The organism is Streptomyces sp. DvalAA-43 (genome assembly GCF_900091725.1).
GTDB lineage: Bacteria > Actinomycetota > Actinomycetes > Streptomycetales > Streptomycetaceae > Streptomyces > Streptomyces pulveraceus.
Genome location: NZ_FMBW01000086.1, coordinates 1 through 12460 on the forward strand (window position 1 = coordinate 1; position 12460 = coordinate 12460).

General features: G+C 70.6%; 12 protein-coding genes, 1 tRNA gene and 1 CRISPR repeat array. Of the genes, 5 read left to right on the plus strand and 8 right to left on the minus strand.

What is annotated here, in order from left to right:
• Positions 1–31 precede the first annotated feature (31 nt).
• Positions 32–243: direct repeats of the CRISPR family, unit length 29 nt; unit sequence GGGACCAACCCCGCACGCGCGGGGACCAC.
• Between the two features lie 208 nt (positions 244–451).
• The 4 genes from GA0115234_RS34585 to GA0115234_RS34600 all read right to left on the minus strand — a co-directional run bounded on the left by GA0115234_RS34585 (position 452) and on the right by GA0115234_RS34600 (position 2128).
• Positions 452–539: transfer RNA gene (locus tag GA0115234_RS34585), tRNA-Ser, on the minus strand.
• Positions 540–584: 45 nt separating this feature from the next.
• Entirely contained in the window at positions 585–1013 is a 429-nt protein-coding gene (gene tadA / locus GA0115234_RS34590) for a tRNA adenosine(34) deaminase TadA (protein ID WP_093549644.1), read from the minus strand.
• An 81-nt stretch (positions 1014–1094) separates the two neighbouring features.
• The gene (locus GA0115234_RS34595; RefSeq protein ID WP_093549646.1) at positions 1095–1667 is read right to left on the minus strand and encodes a tRNA adenosine deaminase-associated protein; all 573 of its coding nucleotides are present in this window, start codon (positions 1665–1667) and stop codon (positions 1095–1097) included.
• A 206-nt stretch (positions 1668–1873) separates the two neighbouring features.
• A complete protein-coding gene (locus GA0115234_RS34600) occupies positions 1874–2128 on the minus strand; it encodes a hypothetical protein (protein ID WP_093549648.1) in 255 nt (84 codons plus the stop codon).
• A gap of 103 nt (positions 2129–2231) precedes the next feature.
• On the opposite strand from GA0115234_RS34600, the gene upp reads away from it, so the two are divergent.
• Positions 2232–2867 (plus strand): uracil phosphoribosyltransferase, encoded by a 636-nt coding sequence (gene upp / locus GA0115234_RS34605; protein ID WP_093549650.1) that lies wholly within the window; start codon positions 2232–2234, stop codon positions 2865–2867.
• A 53-nt stretch (positions 2868–2920) separates the two neighbouring features.
• Here the strand turns inward: upp and GA0115234_RS34610 are convergent, their stop codons facing one another.
• Together GA0115234_RS34610 and GA0115234_RS34615 are read right to left on the minus strand one after the other, a co-directional pair.
• Complete coding sequence (locus GA0115234_RS34610; protein WP_093549652.1) at positions 2921–3517, minus strand: LytR C-terminal domain-containing protein; 597 nt, start codon at positions 3515–3517, stop codon at positions 2921–2923.
• Positions 3518–3766: 249 nt separating this feature from the next.
• A complete protein-coding gene (locus GA0115234_RS34615) occupies positions 3767–4063 on the minus strand; it encodes a type II toxin-antitoxin system VapB family antitoxin (RefSeq protein WP_072488263.1) in 297 nt (98 codons plus the stop codon).
• A gap of 219 nt (positions 4064–4282) precedes the next feature.
• On the opposite strand from GA0115234_RS34615, the gene GA0115234_RS34620 reads away from it, so the two are divergent.
• Positions 4283–5908, plus strand: a complete 1626-nt coding sequence (locus GA0115234_RS34620; protein ID WP_093549654.1) for a helicase HerA-like domain-containing protein — start codon at positions 4283–4285, stop codon at positions 5906–5908.
• A 222-nt stretch (positions 5909–6130) separates the two neighbouring features.
• On the opposite strand, the gene GA0115234_RS34625 is transcribed toward GA0115234_RS34620, so the two are convergent.
• Entirely contained in the window at positions 6131–6748 is a 618-nt protein-coding gene (locus GA0115234_RS34625; protein ID WP_093549656.1) for an HhH-GPD-type base excision DNA repair protein, read from the minus strand.
• A gap of 208 nt (positions 6749–6956) precedes the next feature.
• On the opposite strand from GA0115234_RS34625, the gene GA0115234_RS34630 reads away from it, so the two are divergent.
• Positions 6957–7772: an eCIS core domain-containing protein gene (locus tag GA0115234_RS34630; RefSeq protein ID WP_093549658.1), complete on the plus strand. Its 816-nt coding sequence runs from the start codon at positions 6957–6959 to the stop codon at positions 7770–7772.
• A 130-nt stretch (positions 7773–7902) separates the two neighbouring features.
• Here the strand turns inward: GA0115234_RS34630 and GA0115234_RS34635 are convergent, their stop codons facing one another.
• Positions 7903–9225 (minus strand): COG1470 family protein, encoded by a 1323-nt coding sequence (locus tag GA0115234_RS34635; RefSeq protein ID WP_093549660.1) that lies wholly within the window; start codon positions 9223–9225, stop codon positions 7903–7905.
• Between the two features lie 212 nt (positions 9226–9437).
• On the opposite strand from GA0115234_RS34635, the gene GA0115234_RS34640 reads away from it, so the two are divergent.
• Positions 9438–10064, plus strand: a complete 627-nt coding sequence (locus tag GA0115234_RS34640) for a helix-turn-helix transcriptional regulator (RefSeq protein ID WP_093549662.1) — start codon at positions 9438–9440, stop codon at positions 10062–10064.
• A 340-nt stretch (positions 10065–10404) separates the two neighbouring features.
• A complete protein-coding gene (locus GA0115234_RS34645) occupies positions 10405–12456 on the plus strand; it encodes a VWA domain-containing protein (protein ID WP_093549664.1) in 2052 nt (683 codons plus the stop codon).
• The last annotated feature ends 4 nt before the right edge of the window (positions 12457–12460 follow it).

Consider the following 12460-nt stretch of genomic DNA (forward strand, 5'->3'; position numbering starts at 1 on the left):
GATCCTCAGCATTGGTCTTCTGACCTGTCTGGGGACCAACCCCGCACGCGCGGGGACCACACCTTGGCTCCTGAGTCCTTCAGGATCGCCAGGGGACCAACCCCGCACGCGCGGGGACCACGGCATGCCCATGCGTGCTGCAGACTGGGTGACGGGACCAACCCCGCACGCGCGGGGACCACCCGTATGCCTGGCAGCGTGGCCGGGAGCAGAAGGGACCAACCCCGCACGCGCGGGGACCACAGTTCCTGACCTGCTGGTTTATGGCAGGGGGAGCCTGATTTTACTTACTTCTTGAGATTCGGGCATTTCGTCACACTCTCGACTCGGTCAGTCGTGCCTCAGCCCCGCGCGGGAACGAACAAGAGCCGACATCGGCTTCGGCGCGGCAGGCCCGGTGATGCGCGAACGCCCTCCCGTCCTGCGTTTCCGCTGGTCGGGAGGGCGTCGATGGCGGTAGCGGAGGGATTTGAACCCTCGGTGAGTTTCCCCACACTCGCTTTCGAGGCGAGCTCCTTCGGCCGCTCGGACACGCTACCGAGAGAGAGCTTAGACCATGGCGGGCCGTGGACAGAAATCGGTTCTCAGGGGGTGCGGAAGAAGGATGTCAGGAGGCTCGCGCACTCGTCTTCCAGTACGCCCTGGATCACCTCGGGGCGGTGGTTGAGGCGGCGGTCGCGTACGAGGTCCCAGAGGGAGCCCGCCGCGCCCGCCTTCTCGTCGCGGGCGCCGTAGACCACCCGGTCCACGCGGGACTGGACCAGGGCGCCCGCGCACATCGTGCAGGGCTCCAGGGTGACGACCAGGGTGCAGCCGGTCAGCCGCCAGCGGCCGAGGGTCGTCGCGGCGCGGCGCAGGGCGAGGACCTCGGCGTGTGCGGTGGGGTCGCCGGTCGCCTCGCGTTCGTTGTGGCCCGTGGCGAGCGGAGTGCCGTCCGGGCCGAGTACGACGGCGCCGACCGGCACATCGCCGGCCAGCGCCGCCAGATCGGCCTCGGTCAGGGCGCGGCGCATGTGCGCCCGCCACGGGTCCCTCACGGGGTCGTGCGGTTCCGGCGGTCCTTGCGGGTGCGGTGGTTCGCTCACCCGCGGACCCTAACGGACGGTCTCCAGGACCTCGGCCGCGCCCAGCGCGTCCGCGATCTCCACCAGCGCGTCCGTGCGCAGCATCAGCAGTTCGGCCTCGGGGAGCCCGAGATCGGCCAGGAGCCGGGTGTCGCCGAGCGGGCCGGACGGTACGGCGTCGGCATCGGTGTCCAGGCCGTCGTCGTCGTTGTCGTCGTGGTCGGTGGTGTCGTTGTCGGGGGTGGTGTCCGGATCGTCGTCCTCCGTCTCGTCGAGGCCGACGAGCTCTTCGAGGGCGGCGATCGTGTCCTCGGCCCCGGGTTCGCGGCCGAGCAGTTCGTCGGTGAGCAGGATCTCCCCGTACGAGGATCGGGCGGCGGCGGTGGCGTCCGAGACGAAAATACGGGGATCGTCCTCACCGTCCACCCGGACGACGCCGAACCAGGCGTCCTCCTGCTCGATGAAAACAAGCACCGTGTCCTCGTCCACCGAGGCCTCACGGGCCAGATCCGTCAGGTCGGACAGGGTCTCCACATCGTCGAGCTCCGTGTCGCTCGCTTCCCACCCGTCTTCGGTGCGCGCGAGCAGTGCGGCGAAGTACACCGTGACTCTCCCACTGGTCATAGGGGTGTCGGTCCGGCGGGAGGGCAGTCGGTGGCCCGGCTGTCCTGCGTCCCGCCCATCGGAATCGTGGCAGAAACAAGGGCTTCGCGAGAGGAGTTCGGCCGTTGCGTCGGCCATCAGTTCTCCTGGACGCCGCCACCAGGGGGATGCCGGGGAGGCCGGGGAGGCCCGGACGGCCGTCCGGGCTACCAGCGGAAGGTGCGCATGCGCATGGCCTGACGCATCCGGGCCGCCCGCGCGCGGCGGGGCTGCACCCGGTCGCGGAGCGCCTTCGCCTCATGGAGCTCGCGCAGGAACTGGGCGCGCCGCCTGCGGCGTGCCGCGTCGGTCAGCTCCGGGTCCTGCGGGTCCTGCTGGGCCTGGGCATCCTCCGGGGCCGACGCGTCCCCTGGGAGCGGCGCGTCCGGCGCGTCCCGCTTCCGCTTTTCCCCGTCCGGCATCGACTCATCACCCCAATGCTGGGTCCGTATGCCCCCACCTTCCCCCCGAACATGCGGTTGATGCCAGCGCACGCGTGCGGGAGGCACGGTTACTGTTGAACCCATGCGGATCCACGTCGTCGACCACCCACTGGTCGCGCACAAACTCACCACCCTGCGCGACAAGCGCACCGATTCCCCGACTTTCCGGCGGCTCGCCGACGAGCTGGTCACCCTGCTCGCCTACGAGGCCACCCGGGATGTGCGCACCGAACAGGTCGACATCGAGACCCCGGTCACACCGACGACCGGCGTGAAGCTGTCGCACCCGCGGCCGCTCGTCGTGCCGATCCTGCGGGCGGGCCTCGGCATGCTCGACGGCATGGTGCGGCTGCTGCCGACCGCCGAGGTCGGCTTCCTGGGCATGATCCGCAATGAGGAGACCCTCAAGGCGGAGACGTACGCCACCCGGATGCCGGAGGACCTCTCGGGCCGCCAGGTGTACGTCCTGGACCCGATGCTGGCCACCGGCGGCACGCTGGTCGCGGCCATCCGGGAGCTGATCGACCGCGGTGCGGACGATGTCACCGCCGTCGTGCTGCTCGCGGCGCCCGAGGGCGTCGAGGTGATGGAGCGCGAGCTGGCCGGTACGCCGGTGACCGTCGTCACCGCCTCGGTCGACGAGCGGCTCAACGAGAACGGCTACATCGTCCCGGGCCTCGGTGACGCGGGCGACCGGATGTACGGAACGGTCGACTAGACCGGTAGACCGGGAATCCTGCGTGTACGGCTGCCGGGGCGTCCCGGCAGCCGTCAGCAGGACGACGGCGCGGGGGCCGGCTTCGTCAGGGCGGCGAGGGCCTCGGCCGCCGACCGGGGCGTGCTGAACGTCTTGAACTTCGTACCGAGAATCAGATCGATGTCCGTCGTCCTGCGCGCGTCGGTCTTCGGCGTGGCGCCCGCCAACTGCGTCCCCAGGACCGGGAGCGACCCGCCCGTGGCCGAGGGGGCGCCCAGCAGTACCCCGGGGCCGGGGACCTTCTTGTCGTACGCGGCCGGTGCGTTCCCCACCTTGCCGATGGTGAAGCCGCGCTTCTTCAGCTCGTCGGCGGCCTGCTTGGCGAGCCCGCTGCGCGGTGTCGCGTTGTAGACGTTGACGGTGATCTTCGCGGGCTTCGGCAGCGCCTTCGCGGGCGCGGACGGCTTGGTGGAGGGGCAGTCCGTCTTGTGGTCGGCGGCGCTGGCCGTCTTGTCCCCGCCGGTGAAGGCGTCGATGAGCTGCATCGTGCCCCAGCCGGCCAGCCCGAGGGCGACCACGGAAGCGGTGGCAGCGAGGATCAGTCTGCCGCGACGCGGGGGACGGCGCATCCGCGGGTACTTGTCGCCTGTGATGCGGTACTTTCCGCCCATGCCGGGGGGAGTGAGCATGCTCATGGGCGCAGCGTAGTGCGACCCGGTGATGATGCCTACTAAATGATCAATGGATCGCACCCGTCCGGGTGGGAAAGCACCCGAACGAACCCCGAAGTGGCCGTGGGCCGTGGGTCATGGTCCGCGCAGGGGGCGCGGGCCATGACCGTCGTGCGAGTGGGTACGAGTCGTGTGGCTCGTACGAGTCGTCGTGCCGGTCCTTCGGGTCCGTGGACGGACCCGCTTCGGTCAGCCGAGTTCGAGCACGCGGGCGTGCAGCACCTGGCGCTGCTGAAGCGCGGCGCGGACCGCGCGGTGCAGTCCGTCCTCCAGGTAGAGGTCGCCCTGCCACTTCACGACATGCGCGAACAGGTCGCCGTAGAACGTCGAATCCTCGGCGAGGAGGGTTTCGAGGTCCAGGTTGCCCTTGGTGGTCACCAGCTGATCGAGGCGAACCGGGCGCGGCGCGACATCCGCCCACTGCCGGGTGCTTTCCCGGCCGTGGTCGGGATAAGGCCGCCCATTTCCGATGCGCTTGAAGATCACACGGAAAGCCTACCGGGCAAGAGCCTCCGGGCGCAGCCACGGGGCCGGACTGCGATGCTGACGAGAACGCCATAAAACCAGGCATTTCGGAACGGTGACCCCATGAGTGACAGCCCAAGCGGCAGCTTGAGTGACAGTCCGAGTGATAGTCCGGGCTCCAGCTTGACGGACAGCGGCGGCGGTACGGGCAGTGGCGGCAGTGCGGGTGGCAACGGCGGTATGGGAGGTAACGGTGGTGCGGGCAGTGGTGGTGCGCTGCCGGAGCCTGCCCGGGAGATCGCCGCCGGATACGTTGTCTCCGGGGCCGCCCTCGATCTGGGCGCGCTGCTCTGGGACGGCGTCTGCCTGCCGGACGCCCGGATCCGCATTCCGCTGGCGATGCTCAACCGCCACGGACTCGTCGCGGGTGCCACCGGAACCGGGAAGACCAAGACGCTCCAACTCGTCGCCGAGCAGCTCTCCGCCAACGGCGTCCCCGTCTTCCTCGCCGACATCAAGGGCGATGTCTCGGGCATCGCCGCTCCCGGCGTGCCGGGGGAACGGGTCACCGGGCGCGCCGGGCAGGTGGGGCAGGTGTGGGAGGCGCAGGGCTTCCCGTGCGAGTTCTACGCGCTCGGCGGCATCGGCCCCGGCATCCCGCTGCGCGCGACGGTCACCAGCTTCGGACCCGTACTCCTGTCCAAGGTGTTGCAGCTCAACCAGACGCAGGAGCAGTCGCTCGGCCTGATCTTCCATTACGCCGATGCCAAAGGCCTGGAGTTGGTCGATCTCAAGGATCTGCGGGCGGTGGTCGCGTTCCTGGTCTCGGACACCGGGAAGGCCGAACTCAAGGAGATCGGCGGTCTCTCCACCGCTACCGCGGGAGTGATCCTCCGGTCGATCACCGCCTTCGAGCAGCAGGGCGCGGGCGCCTTCTTCGGTGAGCCGGAGTTCGACACGGCCGAGTTGCTGCGGCGGGCGCCGGACGGGCGCGGGCTCGTCTCCGTACTGGAACTGGCGGCGGTGCAGGACAAGCCCCAGCTCTTCTCCACCTTCCTGATGTGGCTGCTCGCCGATCTCTTCCACGATCTGCCGGAGGTCGGCGATCTCGACCGGCCGAAGCTCGTCTTCTTCTTCGACGAGGCGCATCTGCTCTTCAACGGGGCCTCGAAGGCGTTCCTGGAGTCGATCACCCGGACCGTGCGGCTGATCCGCTCCAAGGGCGTGGGCATCTTCTTCGTCACGCAGACGCCGCGCGATGTGCCCGCGGAGGTACTGGCCCAGCTCGGCAACCGGGTGCAGCACGCGCTGCGGGCCTTCACCCCGGACGACGCGAAGGCGCTGCGGTCGACGGTGAGGACGTTTCCGAACTCGCCCTACGACCTGGAGGAGTTGCTGACCCGGCTGGGCATCGGCGAGGCCGTGATCACGGTGCTGAGCGAGAACGGTGCGCCGACGCCGGTCGCCGCGACCCGGCTGTGGGCACCGCAGTCACTGATGGGGCCGTATCCGGCGGCCGAACTCGACGCGGCCGTGAAGGGCTCCTCGCTGTATGCGCGTTACGCGGAGGCGGTGGACCGGGAGTCGGCGTACGAGAAGCTGAGCGCCGGTCAGGAGGCGGAGCGGAGGGCCGCCGAGGCGGCGGCTGCGGACAGGGCGGCGGTGGAGGAGGCGGTGCGCGGCGAGGGGGAGGCCGGGCGGAAGGCCCCGGCGGGCCGGGGCCGGAAGGCGGAGAAGGAGGACGCCTCGCTGGTCGAGCAGGTGGTGGGGAGCGGGATGTTCCGGTCGCTGGCCCGGTCCGTGGGTACGCAGCTGGGCCGGGAGATCTCGCGGTCGCTCTTCGGCACGGCCCGCCGCAGGCGGTAGGCCGGTCCTGTCGCAGGGTGGCGGGCCGCCGGTTCCGTCGTGGGCGGTGGGGTGGCGGGGCGGCGGTGCTGTGGGGCGGTAGTGCTGTGGAGGGTGGCTGGTTCCGGTGCCGGGTGCTGCTGAGCGGTGGTGCGGGCCGGGCCGGGCGGTGGTACCTCTCGGCTTGCCACCGCTCGGCGCGCTACTGCTCGGCGCGCTACTGCTCGCGCTACTGCTCGCGCGCTACTTCTCGGCGGCGCGCTTGGCCGCCTTCGCCGCCTGCTTCGCGTGCTGTTTGAACGCGCGGACCTCGGCGAGTGATTCCGGGCCCGTGATGTCGGCGACCGACCGGTGCGAGCCGGCCTCGCCGTACGGGCCCGCCGCCTCGCGCCAGCCCGTCGGGCGGACCCCGAACTGCTTGCCCAGCAGAGCCAGGAAGATCTGCGCCTTCTGGGCGCCGAACCCGGGCAGCGCGTTCAGCCGTTTCCGCAGCTCGGCCCCGTCGGCGACATCGGCCCACACCGCGCTCGCGTCGCCGTCGTACTCCGCCACCAGGTACTGGCACAGCTGCTGGACCCGCTTGGCCATGGAGCCGGGATAGCGGTGCAGGGCGGGCTTCGTGGTGAAGAGCTCGGCGAACGCCTCCGGGTCGTAGGCGGCGATCTCATGGGCGTCCAGGTCGTCCCCGCTCATCCGCCGCGCCAGCGAGTACGGGCCGGAGAAGGCCCATTCCATCGGTACCTGCTGATCCAGCAGCATGCCCACCAGCGCGGCGAGCGGGCTGCGCGCGAGGAGCTCGTCCGCCTTCGGCTCCTGGGCGATCCGCAGGGTGACGGGCTGGTCCTTGTTGCTCTTGGTCATGCCTTGATCATCCCGATGGCGGTGTGGCCCGGCCACCCCACTGCCCGCCGGTGCAGCCGTTTGCCGTACGGACGGGGCGGGTGCCCGAAGGGGCAGGACCGGCTGCCCCCGGCCGGCGGGGTCCGGGCTGGACGGGGCAGTGGGGCGTCGTGAAGGTGGAGTGGTGAGGCCATCACGACGCGCCGTCGACCGGGCGCGGGCAGGGGAGATGAGGATGCACGCACAGGAATGGGACCAGGAGCACGACCACGAGCGGGATCACGGACAAGGACACGGGCATGAGCACGATGAGCCGGTCCACGCGTCGCGGGCGTCCGAGGGCCGGGAGCCGGCGGACACCCCGCACCTCTACCGGGCGGCGGCCGCCGGGCGGGCCGATGTGGTCGGGGCCGGTGGCATGAGCGTGCTCCAGCGGGCGGTCGGCAACAGCGCCGTGGGGTCGATGCTCCAGCGCAAGGAGGAGGAAGAGCGCTCCCCCGTGCACGATGTGGTCTCGTCGGGCGGAGGCCAACCCCTGGACACCGACACCCGGGCCGATCTGGAGGGGCGGATGGGCGCGGACTTCTCCGACGTACGCATCCACACGGACTCCGCCGCCCACGAGTCCGCGAAGGGCGTGGGCGCGCACGCGTACACGGTCGGCAACAACGTGGTCTTCCAGCGGGACGCCTACGATCCGTCCTCGCCGCAGGGCCGCACCACGCTGGCCCATGAGCTGACCCATGTGATCCAGCAGCGCAACGGTCCGGTGGAGGGCACGGAGGCGCCGGGCGGTATCCGGGTGAGCGACCCCTCCGACCGGTACGAGCGGGAGGCCGTCGCGAACGCCGACCGGGTGCTGTCCGATCCGGCCCCGGCCCCGGTTGCGGAACCGGCTCCCGCTCCGGCTCCGGCAGCGGGGGCGGCCGCCGTGCAGCGGGCCGCGACGGAGGACGAGGACGAGCAGCCGGCCGATGTGCAGGGTTCCTTCGTGCAGCGGGCGAAGGAGGGCGGCGAGGAGGAGGAAGAGGCTCCCGCCGAGTGACGGAGGTGCGGTGTGCGGGGTTCGGTGGGGCGGTGGGGTGGTGCGGGGCCATCGATGGGGCAGGCCTCGTCAGCCGTGTCCGTCAGCCGCGTCAGTCCCCCGTCTCGGTCCCCCGTCTCAGTCCGCCGCGTCAGTCCGCCGTGTCCGTCTTCATCGTGCCGCCGAGGAACAGCGACTCCGAGCACCGCGACGGCGTCGGCGCGTTCACCGGCTTGCCCACCTTCCGGCAGTCCACGGTCATCGTGACCTTGCCACCGGCGGGCACCATGATCGGGGTGACGAAGTGGTAGTCGGAGTCGCGGAAGTTCTCCATCGCCAGCCGGAGCACGGGCGCGTCCCGGCCCGAGGAGACCACGAGCGTGCCCGCGTCGCCCTGCGGGTTCTGGACCACGATGTCGGTCAGCTGGAACGTGTGCCCGCTGGGCACCTGGATGGCTGTCGAGGTGTTCGAGCCGCCGCCCACCGAGTCCCTGACCTGCACCTGCGCACTGGTCGGGGCCGCGGCGGACGCGTCGGAGGAGGCGTCGGCGCTGGGTGAGGGGCTGGGCTTCGGTGAGCCGCCGTTCGCCCCGGAGGAGTCGCCACCGCCCGATCCGGCGCCGGCCGGGTCGCCCTTGTCGGGGGCCTTGCTCTTGTCGGCCGCGGCGGCGGACCGTACCGCCTCCGGTGTGATCGCCTCCCGGGCCGCCGACTTCACGGCCGGGCGCAGCAGCGCGTACCAGAGCCCCACCAGCGCGATCAGCAGAACAGCCGCGGTGATCAGCGCCCGGGGGAGCCAGCGCGGCAGGATCGGTTCCTGCTGGTACGAGCCGTCCACGACCACCGGTGCGACCGGGGCCTGGTCCTCGGCCACCTCGGGGGTGGCGGTCAGCTGGAAGGGGTGCGTGACCGGGATGCCGCGCCATACGCGCTTGGCCGGGCGGATCCGTACCTTCCCGAACTCCGCGCGCCCGGGGTCGATCCGCAGCGCGTCCGCCGCGAACGAGACCCGCGCCCGCTCCGTACCCGACCGGGCTCCCAGCCGTACGGTGACCGGGGCGTTCCCCCGGTTGTCGACGGCGAGTTGATGCCTGCCGCGCCAGGCTCCGTGCGAGCTGCGCGGTACCAGCTCGGCGGTCGTCTCGGTGAAGGGGAGGACGGTCACCCGCCCTTCGGGCACCACCGTGTCGCCCTGCTCGCTGGTGGGCACCACCCGGATCCCGAAGGGAGTCTCCGCGGCGAGCACGGTCGAGTCCCGGGGCGGACGCAGCATGAAGGAGACCGTCTGTGAGTCACCCGGATACAGGGACAGCGTCGCCGGCTCGACCGCGGACCAGGCCGCACACGCACCGACCACCTCGAAGCGGTACTCCTCCACGGTGCTGCCGGAGTTGAGGATCCGCAGAGGGAGGGCCGTCTCCTCGCCCGGTGCGGCAGTGACGGACGATTCGTCGAGGCTTGCCGTGAGACTCATACGGCGCACCGTAGGTTCGCCGCCCAACGCCGACATCGTCCGTGAAGGAACACTTCCGGGCAGATTCCGTGCCCGGATCGGCTTTTTTGTTTCCCTGTAAGGAAACACGGGCATCTTTTGACCGCCTCAGACGAGTGAGGCATGACGAAAACAGCCGTGTTGGTTGTGATCGAACGTGACGCCATCGGCTGTTGCCCAGGGGGAGCATTGCCATGGAGCGCACCACTGTCGCATTAAGGGCCCAGGATCCGATCTCGCAAGCGGGCGTGGCCAGCCAGTTACGTACCCGGCCCGAAGTCAGCGTGATGGAGTGGGGGGAGGGCGACGCCTCTCCTCAGATCGTGATCGTCGTCGTGGACGCGGTCGACGAGGCGGTGTTGACGATGCTGCGCCACATCCAGCGCACCAGCACCTCGCGTACCGTCCTGGTCACCACGGACATCGACGAGCAGAAGCTGGTGAGCGCCGCGGAGTGCGGGGTCGCCGGTGTGGTCAGGCGCTCCGAATCGACCCCGGAACACCTGGTGCAGGTCATCGGGACGGTGGCGCGGGGCGAGGGCCATCTCCCGTCCGACCTGCTGGGAAGGCTGCTTGAGGAGGTGGGGCGCCTCCAGGGCCAGGTGCTCGGCCCCCGCGGTCTGCACTTCACCGGTCTCGCGGCGCGCGAGGTGGATGTGCTGCGGCTGGTCGCGGAGGGGTACGACACCGCGGACATCGCGACGAAGCTGGCCTATTCCGAGCGCACCATCAAGAACGTGCTGCATTCGGTGATGACCCGGTTGCAGCTGCGGAACCGCTCGCACGCGGTGGCGTATGCGATGCGGCAGGGGCTGATCTGAGCCGACCCGCGTCCGTGCGGGTGCCCGTGCGTGCGTCCGTGCGTATATCTGCGCGTACGGCCGTGTGTATATCCGTGAGTACGTCCGTGCGTACGTGGCCTCGGGCCGGCACGTGCCGGTGGGTGCGTGGACCCGGCAGGGCTCCGGCTGCACTTTCGGGCAGCGGTGCCTACCCGAGGGTGTGACTTCCGTACCGCTGTGCGTCCGTCGCCGGTGCAGGACCCTGACGTCCGGCATGCCGATCGGGCGAGGGTGGGGGAGGACTTCCGTGCGCTGGTTCCAGCCGCTTCGGCGGGTGCGGTGGACACGGCGGGACGGAGCGACCCGGGCCCGGCCGCCCATGTCGCACCGTGCTTCCACGTCGCGCCCCGCTTCCACGTCGCGCCGCGCCCTCGCCGTGCTCCGTATCCCGGCCCTCGCGCTGCTGCTCGTGGTCACCGGCATCGCGCCGGGTTCGGCCGTCACCTCCGGTGCGCCGACGGCGGCGGTGCCCGAACCCTGGGTCACTCCCGCCGAGTTCACCGACGCGGTCGACCCGGGCGGCTCCACGGGCGTGGACAAGCAGGTGCGTACGCCGGCGATCCCGCCGAGGCCGGATGTGATCCTGCTGGTGGACGGCACGGGCAGCATGGACGTCCCGATCCAGCGAGTGAAGGAACGGATCCCCGCGATCACGAAGGCGATCCGCGACGAGCAGCGGGACTCACGTTTCGCGGTGGCCACCTTCGGCGACCAGCAGGTGGACCCCGATGCGGGCTTCAAGGTGCTGCAAGGACTGACCGACGACCTGGGCAAGGTGCAGAAGGGCGTCGACCAGCTCAAGGCCGACATGGGCGACTACAGCATCGGCCCGCCCGAGGACTGGATCTACGCCCTGTGGAAGCTGGCCAACGGCGGTGACGGGCAGACCGTGTTCCGCCCCGACTCCAGCCCCGTCATCGTGCTGGTAGGTGACGCGTCCAGCCATGACCCCAGCAACTACCGGACGACTTTCAGTGACGCCGAGTTCGCCCTTCAGGACGCGGGGGTCCGGCTGATCGCGGTCGGTCTGACCAGTGACAAGGGCGACGGTCTCAACGGAAACGGCCAGATACCCGAGTACCCCAATGACAAGAAGCACGATCCGGACCAGGCCCTGCGACTGGCGACCGCCACCAACGGCCGGATGCTCGACGACATCGAAGGCAATGATGTCGTGGACGCCATCATCGAGGGGTTCAGCAACCTTCCCACCAACGTGAGCTACCGCCTGGACAACTGCGATCCGCATCTGTCCGTCAGCCTCGACCCACCCACCCGGCAGCTCACCAGTGGCGACACCGCGCACTTCGCCGAGAACATCGACGTCTCCGCGGACGCGCCCCAGGGCACCCGGCTGAGCTGCACCGTCCAGTTCCTGATGGGTACCCAGGTCCCGGGAGCGGAGGCGATCGGGCCGGCCGCCGCGGCCGATCCGGACTTCCAGGAACAGATCAACATCGATGTGAACGACATCGACGCGCCCGTCGTCACCGTGGACGATCTGACCGTCCGCGCCAAGGACAAGAAGGGCGCGCGGGTGACGTACGCCGCCACCGCCCAGGACGCCACCGACGGCACGCTCCCGGTGACGTGCACCCCTGCCTCCGGTTCGCTCTTCCCGGTCGGCCGCACCACGGTGAGCTGCTCGGCGACCGACTCGGCGGGCAACACGGGGACGGACACGGCGGAGATCGAGGTTCTGGAAGCACCCGTCCCGCCGTCGGCGGATGTGGCGATGAAGGTCGACGTCAGCCCGGACCGTACCTACACCGGCCGCCCGGCCCGTGCCCGCTTCACCGTCACCAATGCCGGTCCGGACCCGGCGACCGGCGTGGTCATCGGCTCCACCTGGCCGAAGCCGTCCCAGGGGAAGGACCGCAGCCTGCCCGCCCTGACCCGTTGCACGGCGGCGAAACCGTGCACCATCCCGGCCGGTGGCCGCATCGAGGTGACCCAGACCGCGACCTACCGCGCGGCCGTCACGGGCGACGTACGGGCCACCGTGCGCGGCACCCTGCCGGACCGCCGTGAGGCCAACAACCAGGACACCGACCGGCTGCGCGTCCTGAAGCCCTCGCTGACCGTCACCCCGCAGGTCGCCAAACCGGGCCAGCCGGTACTGGCCCGCGGCAAGGACTACCCGCCGGGCGCGACGGTACGTTTCACGTGGAACACCGGCATCACCCCCGGGGGCACCACGGCCACGGTGGGCCGCGACGGCACCTTCGAGGTGCAGGTCCTGGTCCTGCGCAAGGACAAGCTGGGCCCGCGCGAGCTGAGGGCGGACTCGCACGACCTCGACCGGCTGAAGAAACCGGTCCTGGTGGTGCAGCGCAATCTCCAGCCACCGGACTTCGCGGGCCGCGCATGAGCAC